Origin of the sequence: Bradyrhizobium sp. WD16 (genome assembly GCF_024181725.1) — a bacterium.
GTDB lineage: Bacteria > Pseudomonadota > Alphaproteobacteria > Rhizobiales > Xanthobacteraceae > Bradyrhizobium_A.
This window is the reverse complement of sequence record NZ_CP028908.1, coordinates 1474324-1491720: the sequence shown is the minus strand read 5'-3', so window position 1 is coordinate 1491720 and position 17397 is coordinate 1474324. Positions and strand designations below refer to the sequence as shown.

At 67.7% G+C, this 17397-nt stretch carries 14 protein-coding genes; 10 read left to right on the top strand and 4 right to left on the bottom strand.

Annotated elements, in window-relative coordinates:
- Positions 1 to 119 precede the first annotated feature (119 nt).
- The 3 genes from DB459_RS06910 to DB459_RS06900 are packed head-to-tail and all read left to right on the top strand — an operon-like array spanning position 120 to position 3247.
- Positions 120 to 767 (top strand): shikimate kinase, encoded by a 648-nt coding sequence (locus DB459_RS06910; protein ID WP_253713448.1) that lies wholly within the window; start codon positions 120 to 122, stop codon positions 765 to 767.
- A complete protein-coding gene (aroB, locus tag DB459_RS06905) occupies positions 764 to 1906 on the top strand; it encodes a 3-dehydroquinate synthase (RefSeq protein ID WP_253712162.1) in 1143 nt (380 codons plus the stop codon). The genes DB459_RS06910 and aroB overlap by 4 nt, the downstream gene beginning before the upstream one ends.
- Before the next feature lie 30 nt (positions 1907 to 1936).
- Entirely contained in the window at positions 1937 to 3247 is a 1311-nt protein-coding gene (locus tag DB459_RS06900; RefSeq protein WP_253712161.1) for an HlyC/CorC family transporter, read from the top strand.
- Positions 3248 to 3293: 46 nt separating this feature from the next.
- On the opposite strand, the gene DB459_RS06895 is transcribed toward DB459_RS06900, so the two are convergent.
- Complete coding sequence (locus DB459_RS06895) at positions 3294 to 3566, bottom strand: BolA family transcriptional regulator (protein WP_253713447.1); 273 nt, start codon at positions 3564 to 3566, stop codon at positions 3294 to 3296.
- A gap of 141 nt (positions 3567 to 3707) precedes the next feature.
- On the opposite strand from DB459_RS06895, the gene DB459_RS06890 reads away from it, so the two are divergent.
- On the top strand, positions 3708 to 4343 hold the full coding sequence (locus DB459_RS06890) for a J domain-containing protein (RefSeq protein ID WP_253712160.1): 636 nt from the start codon (positions 3708 to 3710) through the stop codon (positions 4341 to 4343).
- On the opposite strand, the gene DB459_RS06885 is transcribed toward DB459_RS06890, so the two are convergent.
- Positions 4316 to 5461, bottom strand: a complete 1146-nt coding sequence (locus DB459_RS06885) for a citrate synthase/methylcitrate synthase (protein WP_253712159.1) — start codon at positions 5459 to 5461, stop codon at positions 4316 to 4318. The genes DB459_RS06890 and DB459_RS06885 overlap by 28 nt on opposite strands.
- Before the next feature lie 75 nt (positions 5462 to 5536).
- On the opposite strand from DB459_RS06885, the gene DB459_RS06880 reads away from it, so the two are divergent.
- A complete protein-coding gene (locus DB459_RS06880) occupies positions 5537 to 6763 on the top strand; it encodes a citrate synthase family protein (RefSeq protein ID WP_253712158.1) in 1227 nt (408 codons plus the stop codon).
- Between the two features lie 5 nt (positions 6764 to 6768).
- Here the strand turns inward: DB459_RS06880 and DB459_RS06875 are convergent, their stop codons facing one another.
- Positions 6769 to 7410: a DedA family protein gene (locus tag DB459_RS06875; protein WP_253712157.1), complete on the bottom strand. Its 642-nt coding sequence runs from the start codon at positions 7408 to 7410 to the stop codon at positions 6769 to 6771.
- A 269-nt stretch (positions 7411 to 7679) separates the two neighbouring features.
- Between DB459_RS06875 and cobS the strand changes: the two genes are divergently transcribed.
- From cobS to DB459_RS06860, 3 genes are all read left to right on the top strand, one after another.
- Positions 7680 to 8678 (top strand): cobaltochelatase subunit CobS, encoded by a 999-nt coding sequence (cobS, locus tag DB459_RS06870; protein ID WP_253712156.1) that lies wholly within the window; start codon positions 7680 to 7682, stop codon positions 8676 to 8678.
- Between the two features lie 65 nt (positions 8679 to 8743).
- The gene (cobT, locus tag DB459_RS06865; protein WP_253712155.1) at positions 8744 to 10645 is read left to right on the top strand and encodes a cobaltochelatase subunit CobT; all 1902 of its coding nucleotides are present in this window, start codon (positions 8744 to 8746) and stop codon (positions 10643 to 10645) included.
- A 121-nt stretch (positions 10646 to 10766) separates the two neighbouring features.
- On the top strand, positions 10767 to 11843 hold the full coding sequence (locus tag DB459_RS06860) for an esterase-like activity of phytase family protein (protein WP_371926884.1): 1077 nt from the start codon (positions 10767 to 10769) through the stop codon (positions 11841 to 11843).
- 97 nt (positions 11844 to 11940) lie between these two features.
- Here DB459_RS06860 and rpmB read toward each other — a convergent pair whose 3' ends face one another.
- Entirely contained in the window at positions 11941 to 12231 is a 291-nt protein-coding gene (gene rpmB, locus DB459_RS06855; protein ID WP_253712154.1) for a 50S ribosomal protein L28, read from the bottom strand.
- Positions 12232 to 12867: 636 nt separating this feature from the next.
- On the opposite strand from rpmB, the gene DB459_RS06850 reads away from it, so the two are divergent.
- Both DB459_RS06850 and DB459_RS06845 read left to right on the top strand, forming a co-directional pair.
- Positions 12868 to 13734: a DUF3108 domain-containing protein gene (locus DB459_RS06850; protein ID WP_371926883.1), complete on the top strand. Its 867-nt coding sequence runs from the start codon at positions 12868 to 12870 to the stop codon at positions 13732 to 13734.
- 354 nt (positions 13735 to 14088) lie between these two features.
- A complete protein-coding gene (locus DB459_RS06845) occupies positions 14089 to 17391 on the top strand; it encodes a helicase-related protein (protein ID WP_253712153.1) in 3303 nt (1100 codons plus the stop codon).
- Positions 17392 to 17397 lie beyond the last annotated feature (6 nt).

Below are 17397 nucleotides of genomic sequence, written 5' to 3'. Positions count from 1 at the left end.
GGCTTGGGAGCCCGGGGCCGGTGGCGTATAGGAAACACACAAAATCTGGACCAAGAAACTTGGCTCAAGAAACCTGGCTCAAGGAAACTTGGCCAAGTCCGCCCAAGGTCAACCTGACGATGCTCGACGCCGCCGCCCACCAGACTGCGCTTGCCGGTTCCGAAGCCGCCATTGTGGCGGCTCTCGGCGCGCGTTCGGTGGTACTGGTCGGCATGATGGGGGTCGGCAAGTCGACCATCGGCCGGCGGTTGGCGGCGCGGCTGCGGCTGCCCTTCACCGATGCCGACCAGGAGATCGAGATCGCCCATGCCGGCATGTCCATCCCGGAGATCTTCGCCGAGCATGGCGAGCCCTATTTCCGCGACGGCGAGGCGCGGGTCATCGCGCGCCTGCTGGATGGCCCGCCCGGTGTGCTGGCGACCGGCGGTGGCGCCTTCATGCGCGAGGACACCCGCGGACGCATCCACGCCAAGGCCGTTTCGATCTGGCTGCGCGCCGACGCCGAGGTGATCCTGCGCCGTGTCCGGCGCCGCGTCGATCGGCCGCTGTTGCAGACTGAGGACCCGGCGGCCACCGTCAAGCGGCTGATCGAGGTTCGCTACCCGGTCTATGCCGAGGCCGACATCACCGTCATCTCGCGCGACGAACCCCACGAGAAGATCGTCGCCGAATGCATCGAAGGGCTCCACGCCCATCTGTGCCGCGAGCCGGGGGCCGGTGCCGCCGTCACGACCGAACCGAAACACCCGACAAGCGAGCAGCGATGACCGCGCCCCTGACCAATTCCCGTCCCGTCACCGTCGCCGTGTCGCTCGGCGCGCGCAGCTACGACATCGTCATCGGCCGCGACGTGCTGTCGTCGCTCGGCGCGCGCATCGCGGCGCTGCGGCCCGGCGCCCGCGCCGCCATCGTCACCGACCGGACCGTGGCAGGTCATTGGCTCGCCGCGGCGGAAGCCTCGCTCGGCACGGCCGGCATTGCCACCTCGCGAATCGTCGTCGGCGAGGGCGAAGGCTCCAAGAGCTATCAGGGACTGGCAACGGTCTGCGAAGGGTTGATCGCCGCGAGGATCGAGCGCAACGATCTCGTGGTTGCGCTCGGCGGCGGCGTCGTCGGCGACCTCGCCGGCTTTGCCGCATCGGTGCTGCGCCGGGGCGTCGACTTCGTCCAGGTGCCGACTTCATTGCTGGCCCAGGTCGATTCATCGGTTGGCGGCAAGACCGGGATCAACTCGCCCCAGGGCAAGAATCTCGTCGGCGCCTTCCACCAGCCGGTGCTGGTGATCGCCGATACCGCCGTGCTCGACACCCTGTCGCCGCGGCAGTTCAGGGCCGGTTATGCCGAGGTGGCAAAATACGGACTGCTCGGCGATGCTGGCTTCTTCGGCTGGCTCGAGGCCAACGCGCCCGAGATCTTCGCCGGCGGCGGCGCGCGGGAGCATGCGGTGGCGACGAGCTGTCGCGCCAAGGCGGCTATCGTCGCCCGCGACGAGCGCGAGACCGGCGAGCGGGCGCTGCTCAATCTCGGCCACACGTTCGGCCACGCCCTGGAAGCCGCCACTGGCTTTTCCGATCGCCTCTATCACGGCGAAGGCGTCGCCGTTGGCATGGTGCTCGCCGCCGAACTCTCGGCCGAACTCAACCTGATCGGCACCGGCGAGGTCGAGCGCATCGCCCGCCATCTTGCCACGGTCGGTCTGCCGACCCATCTCCAGGACATCGCCGGCTTCCGTCAGGAGGGCCTCGCCGACGCCGACCGGCTGATGGAGCTGATGGCGCAGGACAAGAAGGTCAAGCGCGGTCGCCTGACTTTCATCGTGCTCGAAGCGATCGGCCGCGCCGCGATCCGCTCGGACATCGAGCCGGCCGTGGTCCGGGACTTTCTCGCCCGCAAGCTGGCGGGCTGAGCGCCGATGCAGTTGGGGACGCTAGTCGAGATGTATTCGATCTCCTTTGCCATCGTCATCGCCTGTCTCGTCATCTCCGCGTTCTTTTCGGCGAGCGAGACCGCGCTGACCGGCTCCTCGCGTTCCAGCATGATGCGGTTGCAGAAGCAGGGCAGCCGCGACGCCGGCATCGTCACGAGGCTGCTCGCGGCGCGCGAGCGCATGATCGGCGCGCTGCTGCTCGGCAACAACATCGCCAACATTGGCGCGTCGGCGCTGGCGACAGGGCTGCTGACCGCCTTGTTCGGCGAAGTCGGCGTGCTCTACGCCACCGCGGCCATGACGGTGCTGGTGGTGATCTTCGCCGAGGTGCTGCCCAAGACCATCGCCATCAACGCCCCGGACCGGGTCGCGCTGCTGGTGGCCCGGCCGATGAAATTCATGGTGATGGTGCTCGGCCCGGTGCTCGCCGTGATCGAAGCCATCGTGCGGGTATTGATGAAGCTGATCGGCATTCCGGTCGGGGTCAACCAGCCGCTGCTATCGCCGACCGAGCGGCTGCGCGGCGCGGTCGACCTGATCCATCACGAAGGCGGCGTCGAGAAGCTCGACCGCGACATGTTGGGCGGCCTGCTGGACCTGCGTGAACTCCACGTCTCCGACGTCATGGTTCACCGCACCGAGATGGTGCTGATCAATGCCGATCTGCCCTCCGAGGACATCGTGCACGAGGTGCTGGCGACCGAATACACCCGCATTCCGCTGTGGCGCGACAAGCCGGAGAACATCGTCGGCGTGCTGCATGCCAAGGACCTGCTGCGCGCCATCCGCGCCGCCGACGGCGACATGAGCAAGGTCGACGTCAAGTCGATCCTCTCGCCGCCCTGGTTCGTGCCGGAGATGCGGCCGCTGTCGGAGCAGCTCAAGGCGTTCCGGCGGCGCAAGACCCACTTCGCCCTCGTCGTCGATGAATACGGCGAGGTCGAGGGGCTGGTGACGCTGGAGGATATCCTGGAGGAGATCGTCGGCGACATTTCCGACGAGCACGATGTCACGGTCGCCGGCGTGCGGAGCCAGCCCGACGGGTCGGTGGTGGTGGACGGTTCGGTGCCGATCCGCGATCTCAACCGCGCCATGGACTGGAATCTGCCGGATGAGGAGGCGACCACGGTCGCCGGGCTCGTCATCCACGAGGCGCGTTCCATCCCCGAACGCGGCCAGAGCTTCACGTTCCACGGCTTCCGGTTTCGCGTGCTGCGGCGGGAGCGCAACCGCATCACCATGTTGCGCATCGTCCCGCTGCCCGGCGAGATCGAAATGTCGCCGGCGGCGCCCCGCCGCCGTGCCGGAACGGCGTTCTGATCTTTCAGTGTCCCGATTCCAGCGCACGAGGCTGCGCCGGACGCGCTCAGCCCTGTTCCCCGGGGGCAAGTGCGGTCAGCGCCATGGCGTGGACGCTGCCGGCAAAGGCGTCCGCGAGCTGCGCATTGACCATGCGATGGCGCTCCACCCGGCTCTTGCCGACGAAGGCAGGAGACACGATATAAACGCGGTAATGCGTCCCGCCGCCCGGCCGATGGCCGGAGTGGCCGGCATGCAGATGGGACTCGTCAATCACATCGAGGCGGGCCGGCGCGAAAGCTTCGGTCAATTTTTTTGTGATGTCGTCTTTCATTGTCATGATCGCCGCCTGTTGGGGTGAGGACGTAAGCGTCAACGCTGCACGTTGCGCGGCCGCCATGGTCCCTCGGTATGATGGCGCTCGACATTAACGTGCGTGTCAAGTCTTGAAGACTTCCGCGTTGCGGGATCATAGTCGGCCATGGATTCGGATTCAAAATTCTTCGACCGCATACGCATCAAGCCGCGCAACGCGCCCAAGCAGGCGCCGAAGGTGCGTGAAAACCTGGCGGTCTGCGCCTGGCCGAACTGCGACAAGCAGGGAACCCATCGCGCGCCCAAGGGCCGCGGCAAGGAGCGCGAATACTTCACGTTCTGCATCGATCACGTCCGCGAGTACAATGCCTCGTATAATTACTTCTCGGGCATGAGCGACGATGCGGTGGCGCGTTATCAGAAGGATGCCCTGACCGGTCATCGTCCGACCTGGAAGATGGGGGCCAATTCCGGCTCCGGCGCCAAGGTCGATGCCGAGCAGTGGGACGGTGCGATCGATCCCTTCAGCGTATTCAGCGAGCTCAACGGCCGTGGCCGCTGGCGGCCGGGTCTGGAGACCGAGGCCAAATCCGAAGGCCGCAAGATCTTCAATGCCGAGCGCAAGGCGCTGCAGGTGATGGGGCTCGGCCCCTCCGCGACCGCGGAAGAAATCAAGAGCAAATACAAGATGCTGGTCAAGCAGCATCATCCCGACGCCAATGGCGGCGATCGCTCCACCGAAGACCGCCTGATCGAGATCATCAAGGCCTATAACTACCTCAAGACGCTGCCGCGCAGCTGAGCGGTGCGCACTGGCGGTTTGTCTGACCCGACCTTCGGCATCGGTCCGACATAGGCCGAGCTCGGCCGCAGCAGGCGGCCGGTGCGCTGCTGTTCGCGGGCATGGGCGGTCCAGCCGGCGGCGCGCGCCACCGCGAACACCGGGGTGAAGGCCTGGCGCGGAATTTTCAGCGCGTCGAGCAGGATGGCGGTGAAGAATTCCACATTGGTGTCGAGTGGCCGGTTCGGCTTGGCGCGGCGTAGTGCATCGCGGGCGTAGGCTTCGACCTCGCCGGCGAAAGGCAGGTCGGTGCCCGCGGCGAGGCGGCTGATCGCGCCCTTGAGGACGTCGGCGCGCGGATCGCGCACGCGATAGATGCGGTGGCCGAAGCCCATCAGCCGCTCGCCGCGGCTGAGCGCCGCGTCGATCCAGGGCCTGATGCGGGAGGCGTCGCCGATGGCGTCGAGCATTTCCAGCACCGGTTCGGGCGCGCCGCCGTGGAGCGGCCCGGTCAGCGCGCAGTAGCCGGCGGTTACCGCCGCGAACAGGTCGGCCTTCGTCGAGGCGACGACGCGGGTGGCGAAGGTCGACGCATTCATGCCGTGGTCGCTGACCGTGACGAGATAGGCGTCGAGCGCCGCGGCCTCGCGGTCGTCCGGCCGCCGTCCGTGAATCATCGCCAGCGTGTCGGCGGCGTGACCGAGCGTGGCGTCGGGCGGCACCGGCGATGTCCCCTGGCTGCGCCGGACCAGCGCGCCGGTAATCACCGGCAGGGCGCCGACGATGGTCGCCTCGTCGGCAAGGCCGCCCTCCGCATGGAGGGCGGCGATGGCGGCGCGCAGGCCGTCGACGATCGGCAGCGACGGGGTGGCGGCAAGGAGCTGCGGCAGGCGGGCGAAGGCGCGCTGCCGGCCGGCGCCGAGGGCGGCGCGGACCTCGGCCTCGCCGATCGCCTGGCCGCTGCCGCCGCTCCACAGCCGAGCGGTGACCCCTTCGAAACTGCAACCGCGGGCGAGGTCGTCGACGCGTTCGCCGGCGATGATCAATTCGCCGCGCTCGCCGTCGACATGGCTGAGCACGGTTTCGGCCGCGGGCACGCCGTCGAGGCCGGTGGGGCTGCGGCTGAGCAGGATATTCATGAGACAGGACCTCCTATGGTCCGGTCAGGTTGGGGCGGCTCGACAGATTGATCAATCTTGATTACGTAAATCAATATGAAAAAATCCGCTTCGCTCTATCTGTCGGCCCGTGAGGCTTCGGCCGAGCTCGCGATCTCGCCGGCGACGCTCTACGCCTATGTCAGCCGCGGCCTGATCCGTTCCGAACCCGGCGCCGATCCCCGCAGCCGGCGCTATCGCGCCGAGGACGTCCGGGCGCTGAAGGAGCGGCGCACTCCGCCGCCGGAGCCGCGCGGGCTGCGTAGTTTCGATGCCGACCTGCCGGTGCTCGACACTGCGGTGTCCACCATCACCGAGGACGGACCGGTCTATCGCGGTGTGAACTGCATCGCGCTGGCCGAGGCCGACACCCTGGAGCACGCCGCGACGCTGCTCTGGGACGCGACCGAGGTCGATCCCTTCGCCGCCGACAATTGCCCGGCGGTCTCCGAAGCCATGGCGGCGGTCGCCGCAGCGACGCGCGAGGCGCCGCCGATCGACCGGACCATCGCCGTGCTGGCGCTTGCCGCCGGCGCCGACCCGCAGGCCTTCACCCGCGCCGCCGACGGCCGAGCCCTGGTCGGCGGCCGCATCGCCCGTCTCGTGGTCGCGACCATGCTCGATGTCGTGCCGTCCGCGGCGCCGCTCCATCTGCAGATCGCCAATCGCTGGGCCCCCGGCCAGCCCGATGCGCCCGACCTGATCCGCCGCGCCCTGGTGCTGCTGGCCGACCACGAACTCAACGCCTCGACCTTCACCGTGCGCTGCGCCGCCTCGACCGGCCTCAACCTCTATGATGCCACCATCGCCGGGCTCGCCGCGCTCAAGGGGCCGCGGCACGGCGGCGCCGGCGTGCTCGCCGCGCAGTGGGTCCGCAACCTCGCCGAGGGCGACGTCGCGGCGCTGATTCGCGAGCGGGTGGCGCTGGGCGAGCGCTTCGCCGGCTTCGGTCACGGCGTCTACCGGCGCGGCGATCCGCGCGCCTACGCCCTGCTTCAGGCCTTGGCCCGCGCCGGCGCGCCGCCGCGCTTCACCGTGGAAGTGCCGGCCAAGGTGCTCGAGGCGACGGGTGAATTCGCCAATATCGATTACGCCCTGGCGGTGCTGACGAGAACGTTGAAGCTGCCGCCGGGCAGCGAACTGCCGCTGTTCGCCATGGCCCGCACCATCGGTTGGATCGCCCATGCCGCCGAGCAGCTGCGCGGCGGCGGCCTGATCCGGCCGCGCGCCCGCTATGTCGGGCCGGCACCGGCGTCGGCGCGGGTCTCGCGCTCGGCGGGTTGATGTGCCTAACCCGTTCCGCTCTTCCTGATCATGGTGTGATGGCGCAGGTGCTGCCACAGCGAGACGGCGAGCAGGCCAGCGACGATGACCAGCGCCGCGATCAGCCAGGGATGGCGCGGCGCCGCTTCGTCGACGCGTTGCAGCGCGGCGCCGGCCACCGCCCCCGGCATTACATGAAGCGGCGCCCACAGCAGCACCGCGGCGATGTTGACGGCGAAAAATCGCGGCAACGACATGCCGAGCGCCCCGGCGGTCACCGGCACCACCGCGCGCACCGGGGCGACGAAACGGGCGAAGAACACCGCCAGCAGGCCGTGGCGGATGAAGAAGCCCTTGCTGCGCGCCACCACTTCGGGGTGGTCGGACAGCGGCCAGGTCTGCAGAATCCGGCCTTTGGCGCGATGGCCGGTCAGGAAGGCGGCGCCATCCCCGAGCACGGCGCCGGCGGCGGCACTGGCGACCATGGTGGCGAGGTTGAGCCCGCCCGAGATCACCATGGTGCCGAGGCCGAGAATGAGGGTCGACCCCGGCACGAACGAGCCGAGCACCGGCACCGCCTCGAGCAGGGCGGCCAGGAAGGTGGCGCCATAGGCCCAGACCGGGTGGGCGGCCACCAGGGCCAGCAGGGAATCGATTGCCGTTCTCATCAGCGCCTCAAGGCTCCGGCCCCGGTATCGGCGCCAGGGCGCCGGAGGCGCCTCAAGCTGAGGTGGATCGGCCCCCAGGCTTTCGCAAGGCTGCCTTCCAATCCTGCGGTTCGAGACTATCTAAATGAAAACGCAGAGGAACTTATGTCGCAGGTCGGGCTTCTGCCGCTCGCTCGGCTCTGCTACGCTGCGCCGCATCCCACGCAGCAAGCTCGATCAAGACGTTTGACAAGCCTGGCTTCGGGACTGCCCGAAACCCTGGAGGATTGATGACCGCCGCCGCCCCCCAAACCGTGCCCGACATGACCAACCTGCCCGATATGAAGGTCTCGGTCCGCCAGGTTTTCGGCATCGACAGCGATCTCGAAGTGCCGGCCTATTCGGCCACGGATCCCCACGTACCGGAGACCGATCCGGATTATCGCTTCGACCGCGCCACCACCCTCGCCATTCTCGCCGGCTTCGCCAGGAACCGCCGCGTCATGGTCACCGGCTATCACGGCACCGGAAAGTCGACCCACATCGAACAGGTCGCGGCCCGCCTGAACTGGCCCTGCGTGCGCGTCAATCTCGACAGCCACATCAGCCGCATCGATCTCGTCGGCAAGGATTCGATCGTGGTGCGCGACGGCAAGCAGGTCACCGAATTCCGCGACGGCATCCTGCCCTGGGCGCTGCAGCACAACGTCGCCCTGGTGTTCGACGAGTACGACGCCGGCCGTCCCGATGTGATGTTCGTGATCCAGCGCGTGCTCGAGGTCTCCGGCCGGCTGACGCTGCTCGACCAGAACAAGGTGATCAAACCGCATCCGGCCTTCCGCCTGTTCGCCACCGCCAACACCATCGGCCTCGGCGACACTTCGGGCCTCTATCACGGCACCCAGCAGATCAACCAGGGCCAGATGGACCGCTGGTCGATCGTCACCACGCTGAACTACCTGCCGCATGACGAGGAAGTCGAGATCGTGCTCGCCAAGGCGCGCCACTACCGCACCGCCGAGGGCCGCGACATCGTCAACAAGATGGTGCGGCTCGCCGACCTGACCCGCAACGCCTTCGCCAATGGCGATCTCTCCACGGTGATGAGCCCGCGGACCGTGATCACCTGGGCGGAGAACGCGGACATCTTCGGCGATATCGGCTTCGCCTTCCGCGTCACCTTCCTCAACAAGTGCGACGAGCTGGAGCGGCCGCTGGTGGCGGAGTTCTACCAGCGCTGCTTCAATGCCGAGCTGCCCGAATCCGCGGTGAACGTCGCGCTCAGCTGAGCGCGGCGTCGATTACTGCTGCCGATCCGGCAAATGCCCGCGGACGCCAAGGCGATATCAAGGCGATGACCACCAACATCAAGTTCAAGCCCGCCGCCAAGGAAGCGCCGACCGAGCCGTTCAAGCGCGCGGTGACGGCCTGCCTGCGCGCCATTGCCAAGCAGCCCGAACTCGAGGTGAGCTTCGCCGCCGAGCGGCCGGGGCTCGCGCCGGGCAAGGCGCGCCTGCCGGAGCCGGCGCGCAAGATGAGCCGGCGCGACGCCGCGGTGGTGCGCGGCCATGCCGATTCGATCGCGCTGCGGCTCGCCTGTCACGATCCCAAGGTCCATCGCAAGCTGATGCCGGCCAATCCGCAGGCGCGCAGCGTCTTCGACGCGATGGAGCAGGCCCGCGTCGAGGCGATCGGCGCCCGCCGCATGGCGGGCGTGGCGAAGAACCTGACCGCGATGCTCGACGATCATTTCCATCGCGGCAAATACGACGAGATCACCGACCGCGCCGATGCGCCGCTGTCGGAGGCGCTGGCCATGCTGGTGCGCGAGCGCCTGACCGGGCAGGCGCCGCCCGCGGCCGCGCGCAAGCTGGTCGATCTGTGGCGGCCGGTTCTCGAGGACAAGATCGGCGCGCGGCTGGACCGGCTCGATCAGTACGCCGACGATCAGGCGCGGTTCGGCGACGCCATTCACGACCTGCTCCACGCGCTCGAGCTCGGCGACGATCGCAATGCCGACCATGACGAGGACGACCAGCAGGACGAAGAGCGCGAGGGCGAGAAGGACCAGTCCGGCGCCGAAGGCTCGCCGGAAACCGAAGCGGCCCAGGAAATGAGCGCCGACGAGGCCCAGACCGCGAGCGAGGAGCTGTCGGAAAGCGCCATGGAAAGTGCCCAGGCGTCCGCCAGCGACAGTTTCGACGACGGCGAGATGGGCGACGACGAGACGCCGGGCGAGACCTCGCGACCGCAGGGCCGCGGCGCCAACGAGCCGCGCGGGCCGGAATATCATGCCTTCGCGCCGCGTTTCGACGAAGTGGTCAATGCCGAGGACCTCTGCGAGCACGACGAACTGGAGCGGCTGCGCAGCTATCTCGACAAGCAGCTCGCGCACCTGCAGGGCATCGTCGCCCGACTCGCCAACCGCCTGCAGCGCAAGCTGATGGCGCAACAGAACCGCGCCTGGGAATTCGACCTGGAGGAGGGCATCCTCGATCCGGCGCGGCTGTCGCGCGTCGTCACCGATCCCTTCCATCCCCTGTCCTTCATGCACGAGAAGCAGGCGACCTTCCGCGACACGGTGGTGACGCTGCTGCTCGACAATTCCGGTTCGATGCGCGGCCGGCCGATCACCGTGGCGGCGACCTGCGCCGACATTCTGGCGCGCACGCTGGAGCGCTGCGGCGTCAAGGTCGAGATTCTCGGCTTCACCACCCGCGCCTGGAAGGGCGGCCAGTCCCGCGAGGCCTGGCTCGCCGCGGGCAAGCCGGCCAATCCGGGCCGCCTCAACGACCTGCGTCACATCATCTACAAGGCGGCGGATGCGCCCTGGCGGCGCGCCCGCAAGAATCTCGGCCTGATGATGCGCGAGGGCCTGCTCAAGGAGAATATCGACGGCGAGGCGCTGGACTGGGCGCACAAGCGCCTGTTGGCCCGGCCGGAGCAGCGCAAGATCCTGATGATGATCTCGGACGGCGCGCCGGTGGACGATTCCACTTTGTCAGTCAATCCGGGCAACTATCTCGAACGCCACCTGCGCTACATCATCGAGGAGATCGAGACGCACTCGCCGGTCGAACTGATCGCCATCGGGATCGGCCACGATGTCACGCGCTATTATCGGCGCGCGGTCACCATCGTCGATGCCGAGGAACTCGGCGGCGCCATCACCGAAAAGCTCGCCGAGCTGTTCAGCGAGACCGAGATCGCACCGGCCCGCGCGCCGGCGCGGCCACCGCGTCGGCTGCATTCGTAATTCCTTGAATGGGGCGTGGCCGGCGGTGAGGGCGGTCCTGCAATACGCGTGTCCGCGGTCATGGCGGCCGCGGAACGACGTCGAGCGGGGACAATCCATGCCGCGGGGCGACGAGGGGGGCGTGACTCGCACCGTCCATCATGCTGGGGTCTGGCCGCTCGGCGGGCGCGTTCTGCGCGGGCTTGTCGTCGCCCTTGGCGTCTCGCTCGTCTGCGCCTCGACGGCGCCGTGGGCGCAGGCGCAGAGCGTCGCGATTGACGCGCGGCGGCTTGCCATCACGGTCAACGCCCGGCCGGTTCCCCATTTTGCCCAGCGCGATCCGTCGCGGCTGCGCTTCGGCGCGCTGGAATATGCCGGCGGCGTCAGTCTGACCTCGTCTTTCGGCCGCTTCGGCGGTCTGTCCGGCCTGAAGCTCGATGCCAGAGGCGAGCGCTTCACCGCGGTCAGCGACAAGGGCACATGGTTCGCCGGCCGCATCGTCTATCAGGCGGGCCGGATCGTCGGCGTCAGCGACGTCGAGACGGCGCCGATCCGCGGGCCGGACGGGCGGCCGATCACGGCCCATGGCTGGTTCGATGCCGAATCCCTGACCTTCGACGGCAGCATCGCCTATGTCGGGCTCGAGCGGGTCAACCAGATCCTGCGCTTTGCCGATTTCGGCCGCGACGGCATCGAGGCGAAGGGCGAAGCGGTTGGCGGTGTGCCGGCGTCACTGCGCCGGCTGCCCTATAACAAGGGACTGGAGACGCTGGTCTTCGTGCCGCGCGGCGCGCCGCTCGGTGGCACGTTGATCGCGATCTCTGAGCGCGGGCTCGACGCCTCCGGCAACATCATGGGATTCCTGATCGGCGGGCCGACCCCCGGCGCTTTCACGGTTCGCCGCAGCGACGGCTATGACATCAGCGATGCCGCACTGCTGCCCGGCGGCGACCTGTTGCTGCTGGAGCGTAAGTTCTCGTTGCTCAACGGCGTCGGCATCCGCATCCGGCGTATCGCTCTTGCCGCCATTGCCCCGGGCGCCGTGTCCGACGGCGTGGCCCTGTTCGAGGCCGATCTCGGCAACGAGATCGATAATTTCGAAGGGCTAGCGACCCATCGCAATGCCGCCGGCGACATTATCCTGACATTGGTGTCGGACGACAATTTCTCGCCGATCCAGCGTACGCTGCTGCTGCAGTTCCGGCTGATCGAGCCGTAACGTAATAAGGGGCGTCGAAAAAGGTACGATGGCGCCAACAAAAAAGCCGGGCGCAGGGCCCGGCTTTTTCAAAATGCGATTGGTCGGCGTCGCGGCGTCAGCCGGTCGCCTGCAGCTTCTTCTGGATCTGGCGCTTGAGCACCAGCGCGCGCGGCGACAATTCGTCGGCCTTGGCCTTGAGCAGGAAGGCATCGAGGCCGCCGCGATGATCGACGCTCTTGAGCGCATTGGTCGAGACCTTCAGCCGCACCGAGCGGCCAAGCGCGTCCGAGATCAGCGTGACGTTGCACAGATTCGGCAGGAACCGGCGCTTGGTCTTGATGTTCGAGTGGCTCACCTTGTGACCCACCTGAGGAGCTTTTGCGGTCAGTTCACAGCGCCGGGACATGGCGAAATCCTCTGTCATCCCCGAAGCGGCCGAGCGGCCCCGCGGGGGTTTAAAATCGCGTCCATTTCAGGAACCGCGGACCTATAGGGGGAGCGGCGGTCAAGGTCAAGCCGAGCATCGCGCCGGACGGGCGGAAAATGCGCCGGAACCCTGATTTTATGAGGATTTGACCGATCCGGGCGGCACCCCGTTGCAACTTATTAACGACGTAATCCCCGCCGCAAGATCTTTCTTGGTCTTCGTCCCATGTTTGCGGCTCGACAATCGAGCCTGCCGGCGAAGACGCCGCCGAGGTGGCAGGAAGGCGAGTGTCCCGTTTCCAACGTTCGTATTCCTTTGCAGCAGGCGTTTCCACGAGCATTGGAAACAAAGGGATACCAGCATCATTATGATTCCAGTGCGATTTTGGATCTGACACGACGAATTCGCTGCATGCTGATGCGAGCGTCAGATCCACCGCATTAGAGCCTTCTCCCCTCCGTTGGAGTCGGAGCGGAGGTTCCAGGTTTTTGTTTTGACGCGTTTTCTTCGCGCGAACCGGTAGCCACTTCGTGGGAAAGCGCTCTAGCCCTTGTTCGCGGGCTGCCCGGGCTATATTTGCCGCTCAAGGGTGCGGAGCAGGATTTGCCGTCACAAGTGGAATTTGGATCGAACGGAGCCGGTTGGCGGCGGCTGGCGCCGACGTCGGCATTGGTGGTGCTCTCGGTGGCGACGCTCGGCATCGCCACGACCGATCCCGTGCAGGCCCAGGGCCGGCTCGATGCCCGCTACGAGGCGTCGCTCGCCGGCATTCCGGTGGGCAAGGGAAGCTGGGTCATCGACATCGGCGACGACCAGTATTCGGCAACCGCGGTTGGTGGATCGGCCGGCCTGCTCAAGGCTTTCTCCGGCGGTCACGGCACCAGCGCGTCCCAGGGCCGCATCGTCAATGGTCAGTTGGTGCCGTCGAGCTATCAGGCCATGATCGCCTATGACAGCAAGGCGAAGGAAGTCATTCGAGTCGTGCTGGCTGCCGGCAATGTCAAGGAATCGAGCATCGATCCGCAGCCGCAGCCGCAGCCCGATCGCATTCCGGTGACCGACGTGCATCGCAAGGGCGTCACCGATCCGATGACCGGCTCGCTCCTGCGCGCCAGCGGCAATGGCGATCCGCTGACGCCGGACGCCTGCAAGACGACGACCCCGGTGTTCGACGGCCGGATGCGCTATGATCTGCGGCTCGAATTCAAGCGCATGGATCGCGCCAAGACCAAGGGCTACCAGGGCCCGGTCGTCGTCTGCGCGATCTATTTCGCTCCGCTGGCGGGCTATGTACCGGACCGCGCCGCCATCAAATACCTGATCGCCCAGCGCGACATGGAGGTCTGGATGGCGCCGATCGCCGGAACGCGCGTGCTGGTCCCGCTCAAGGTGCTGGTGCCGACACCGATCGGTATGGCCGCCCTGGAAGCCACCCAATTCGTGTCGACGGCCGCGGTCCGCACCACGGCCAAGACCCAGTGAAGCGCCGATCGGGCACGGCCCCCGTGGGCAGGAATCCTGTTGACTCTCGATCGCATCGGAGTCCGTGCGAAAGGTTGACGACGGGCTGCGGCGGGAGCCGAGTTGGTTCGGTCTCGGTCTTCATGTAGTGGGGCGGCATCGCTCATGCCCGCGATATATTGATGTTCGTGCAGTCTCGCCGCCGCGAGTCAGCGATTCGCTCCCGGTTCGTTCCGGACTCGTTCCGGAACTTAATTGCGAGGCCGCAAAGCGTCGCATTCTGAGACACTTGATAAGGCCTTTGGGCGCTGATCTTGACGTCGTGTGGACGGCATGAGCCGGGTGGAGACGCAGAGTTTGGAAGCACGAAGAAGCATGGCCGTTTCCTTTTCCCAGTCGCATGCCGCGAGCGGTCGCGCGCCGGGCTCCGGCGTCACCGCCGTCCTCGGCCCGACCAATACCGGCAAGACCCATCTCGCCATCGAGCGTATGCTCGGCCATTCCTCCGGCATCATCGGCCTGCCGCTGCGCCTGCTCGCGCGGGAGGTCTACAACAAGGTGGTGGCCAGGGTCGGGGCGGCCGATGTGGCGCTGATCACCGGCGAGGAGAAGATCAAGCCGCCGCATGCGCGGTTCTGGGTCTCCACCGTCGAGGCGATGCCGCGCGAGCTCGACGTCGCTTTTCTCGCCGTGGATGAAATCCAGATCGGCGCCGATCTCGAACGCGGCCATGTCTTCACCGACCGCCTTCTCAACCGCCGCGGCCGCGACGAGACGCTCCTGCTCGGGGCCGCGACCATGCGGCCGGTGATCGAGAAGCTGCTGCCGGGCGCCAATATCATCACGAGGCCCCGGCTGTCGCAGCTCAGCTTCGCCGGCGACCGCAAGATCACCCGGCAGCCGCGGCGCACCGCCATCGTCGCCTTCTCGGCCGATGAGGTCTATGCCATCGCCGAGCTGATTCGTCGTCAGCATGGCGGCGCCGCCGTCGTGCTCGGCTCGCTGTCGCCGCGCACGCGCAACGCCCAGGTCGACCTGTTTCAGTCGGGCGACGTCGATTTTCTCGTCGCCACCGATGCCATCGGCATGGGCCTCAATCTCGACGTCGACCACGTCGCCTTCGCCTCGGACCGCAAATACGACGGCTACCAGTTCCGCCGGCTGACGCCGTCGGAATTCGCCCAGATCGCGGGTCGCGCAGGGCGCGCCACCCGCGACGGCACCTTCGGCACCACGGGCCGGTGCGAGCCGTTCGAATCCGAGTTGGTGGATGCCCTGCAGAACCACGCCTTCGACAGCGTCAAGCTGCTGCAGTGGCGCAATTCGAAGCTCGACATGTCCTCGCTCGGCGCGCTGCAGGTCTCATTGGCCCAGGCGCCGAACCACGAATGTCTGACCCGCGCGCCCATCGCCGAGGACCTGCGGGTGCTCGACCACGCGGCGCGCGACGCCGAGGTGCGGGACCTCGCCCAGGGCGCGGTCGCGGTGGAGCGGCTGTGGGAAACCTGCCAGGTGCCGGACTATCGCAAGCTGGCGCCGGCGGCCCATGCCGAGCTCGTCACCACCCTGTTCGGGTTTCTGATGCGCCGGGGACGCATCCCGGACGACTGGTTCGCGGCCCAGGTGGCGCTGGCGGACCGGACCGACGGTGGTATCGACACCTTGTCCGCCCGCATCGCCCAGATCCGGACCTGGACCTTCGCCGCCAACCGCCCCGACTGGCTCGCCGACCCCGAACATTGGCAGGGGATCTCCCGGGCGGTCGAGGATAAATTGTCCGATGCCCTGCACGAACGGCTAACTGAACGTTTCGTTGATCGCCGGACCAGTGTATTGATGCGCCGCTTGCGGGAAAACACGATGCTGAATACGGAAATTGGAAAGACCGGCGAGGTCGTCGTCGAGGGCCATGTCATCGGCCGCCTCGACGGCTTCATGTTTGCGCCGGATGCCGCCGAGGCGGGGTCGGAAGCCAAGGCGCTGCAGGCCGCAGCCCTCAAGGCGCTGGCGGGTGAAATCGATGCGCGCGCCGAGCGGCTGTCGCAGGCCCCGGACGAGCAGTTTGTGCTCGCTTCCGACGGCACCTTGCGCTGGACCGGCGATGCCGTGGCCAAGCTGGTCGCCGCCGACGACATGCTGCATCCGCGGTTGCGGATCATCGCCGACGAGCGCCTTACCGGGGCCCCCCGCGACGCTGTCCAGGCGCGGCTCGATCTGTGGCTCAAGACCCACATCGAGAAACTGCTCGGCCCGCTGTTCGAGATCACCAAGGCCGAGGACATCACCGGCATCGCTCGCGGCATTGCCTTCCAGCTCGTCGAGGCGCTCGGCGTGCTGGAGCGCCAGCGCATCGCCGCCGAAATGAAGGATCTCGATCAGCCGTCGCGCGCTTCGCTGCGCAAATACGGCGTGCGTTTCGGTGCCTATCACGTCTACGTCCCCGGCCTGCTGAAGCCGGCGGCGCGCGCCATGGCGTCGCTGCTGTGGGCGCTCAAGCAGGACAATGTCGATCTGTCGGCGTTGTCCAGCGTGCAGCATCTGGCGGCCAGCGGCCGGACGTCCTTCCCGGTCGATAACTCGCTCAGCCGCGACGCCTATCGGGTGCTGGGCTACCGGCAGTGCGGCGAACGCGCCGTGCGCGTCGACATCCTCGAGCGCCTCGCCGATCTGATCCGCCCGGCGCTGGCCTGGCGCGAGGCGTCGCCCGGGCCGAAGCCGCCCGGCGCCTTCGATGGCCGTGGCTTTACCGTCACCCAGGCGATGACTTCGCTGACCGGTTCGGCCGGCGAGGATTTTGCCGCGATCCTGCGGGCGCTCGGCTATCGCATGGAGAAGCGCCCGCCGCCGGCACCGGCGCCGGTTCCTGAACCGTCAACCACAGAAGCGGCGGCTCCTGAAGCCGCTGTTGTTCCGGAAGCCATTGCTTCGGAAGCCGTTGCTCCTGAAGCCATTGCCTCCGAATCGGCGGCTTCCGAATCGGCCGCAGTGGAAACACCGGCGCCTACCGGGGATGCGTCCGCCACCACCGTCGTCGAAAGCGGCGCCGAGCAGACGTCTGTCGGCGAGGCTGCCGAAGCCGAGGTCGTCGATGCAGCGCCGGCCGAAACCGGTGTCGAGCCGGCCGCCGCCGAGGTTGCGGGGGCGCCGGAACCAGAGGCGGCGGAAGCCGCTCCGCCGGCTGAGGCGTCCGCCGCCGAAGCGGCCTTGGCCGAGACCGCCGGCGAAGCCGCTGCGGTCGAGCCGCAGCTCGTTGAAGTGTGGCGTCCGGGCGGCCGTTCCGAGGAGCGGCGGCCGCGTCATGAACGTCCCCATGGCCGTCGTGGTCAAGGCGGTGCGCCGGCGGCTGCCGGTGAGGCTGGCGAGGCGCGTGAGCAGCGTCACGGCCATGGTCAGGGTCGGCGCGACCGGCGCGACGAATTCCGCAAATTGCGGGCCGAAGGCGCCGGCGCGACCGCCGGCGAGGCGCGCGAGCCCCGCGAGCGCGACGAGCGCAAGGGCGGCGGTTTCAAGGGCAAGCCGCGGAACGGTTCGCGGCCCGAAGGTCGGCCGCCGCACGGTCATCGCCATGAGCGGCATAGTCAGAACGCGCCGCCCCGGGAGCGGCCGATCGATCCGAATTCGCCCTTCGCCAAGCTTGCCGCCCTCAAGGAGCAGTTGACCAATCGCAAGGACGGCTGAGCACCG

Excerpts from the sequence above, each read along its gene's own strand:
- DB459_RS06910 (WP_253713448.1), top strand. The coding sequence starts at position 120 with ATGCTCGACGCCGCCGCCCACCAGACTGCGCTTGCCGGTTCCGAAGCC.
- aroB (WP_253712162.1), top strand. The coding sequence starts at position 764 with ATGACCGCGCCCCTGACCAATTCCCGTCCCGTCACCGTCGCCGTGTCG.
- DB459_RS06900 (WP_253712161.1), top strand. The coding sequence starts at position 1,937 with ATGTATTCGATCTCCTTTGCCATCGTCATCGCCTGTCTCGTCATCTCC.
- DB459_RS06895 (WP_253713447.1), bottom strand. The coding sequence starts at position 3,566 with ATGACAATGAAAGACGACATCACAAAAAAATTGACCGAAGCTTTCGCG.
- DB459_RS06890 (WP_253712160.1), top strand. The coding sequence starts at position 3,708 with ATGGATTCGGATTCAAAATTCTTCGACCGCATACGCATCAAGCCGCGC.
- DB459_RS06885 (WP_253712159.1), bottom strand. The coding sequence starts at position 5,461 with ATGAATATCCTGCTCAGCCGCAGCCCCACCGGCCTCGACGGCGTGCCC.
- DB459_RS06880 (WP_253712158.1), top strand. The coding sequence starts at position 5,537 with ATGAAAAAATCCGCTTCGCTCTATCTGTCGGCCCGTGAGGCTTCGGCC.
- DB459_RS06875 (WP_253712157.1), bottom strand. The coding sequence starts at position 7,410 with ATGAGAACGGCAATCGATTCCCTGCTGGCCCTGGTGGCCGCCCACCCG.
- cobS (WP_253712156.1), top strand. The coding sequence starts at position 7,680 with ATGACCGCCGCCGCCCCCCAAACCGTGCCCGACATGACCAACCTGCCC.
- cobT (WP_253712155.1), top strand. The coding sequence starts at position 8,744 with ATGACCACCAACATCAAGTTCAAGCCCGCCGCCAAGGAAGCGCCGACC.
- rpmB (WP_253712154.1), bottom strand. The coding sequence starts at position 12,231 with ATGTCCCGGCGCTGTGAACTGACCGCAAAAGCTCCTCAGGTGGGTCAC.
- DB459_RS06845 (WP_253712153.1), top strand. The coding sequence starts at position 14,089 with ATGGCCGTTTCCTTTTCCCAGTCGCATGCCGCGAGCGGTCGCGCGCCG.